Raw genomic sequence first — 526 nt, 5'->3', positions numbered from 1 at the left:
TATCAGCTTTATCCGTTTTATTTAGCATGGACATGCCTTTGGCAAAGGCTCTTACTCGTGAAGGATTAGCCACACAAACCTTTACACCTGCATCATATAGATAATATCCCAAATTCTCATGATAAACCGAAGTCGCTTCCATGATTGCTGTCACTTGATCAGGTTCAATTTTAAGAGTGATGAGCCATTTGAGCAGACTGCCAAAGCCACTTTCTGTATTAGTAAATATTTTATTTTTTCTTTTTCCAGTCAAACCTTGAGGAAAAATGCAACAATCTATTTTGGTTTTACTGACATCAATACCTAGCATAATCATGGTGATATTCCTTGAGTTTAAGCTATGATTTTTATCCCATTAACCATCATCTTACCTTGTGAATACAGCATCAAAGTGCTTAGTTACCGTTCAGAGTTGTATGAGGGATAAGGGCAAATTGTAGGTTTTATCTCAGGTTCAAATTTAAGATTTTAGCAGCACTCCAAACTCTACAATTTGCGTATAGTGGTAGCTAATCACTATATCAAT

Annotated in this window: 1 protein-coding gene; it reads right to left on the bottom strand. The window is 35.7% G+C overall.

Features of this window, described 5'->3' with window-relative positions; all coding sequences use genetic code 11:
- The coding region (locus MWG72_RS15465) for an IS110 family transposase (RefSeq protein ID WP_247144430.1) at positions 1 to 316 on the bottom strand (316 nt) is incomplete at its 3' end.
- Between the last annotated feature and the right edge of the window lie 210 nt (positions 317 to 526).

The organism is Acinetobacter lwoffii (assembly GCF_022967985.1).
Lineage (GTDB): Bacteria > Pseudomonadota > Gammaproteobacteria > Pseudomonadales > Moraxellaceae > Acinetobacter.
Note: the sequence above shows the minus strand (reverse complement) of the source record. Positions and strands in the feature narration are given on the sequence as shown.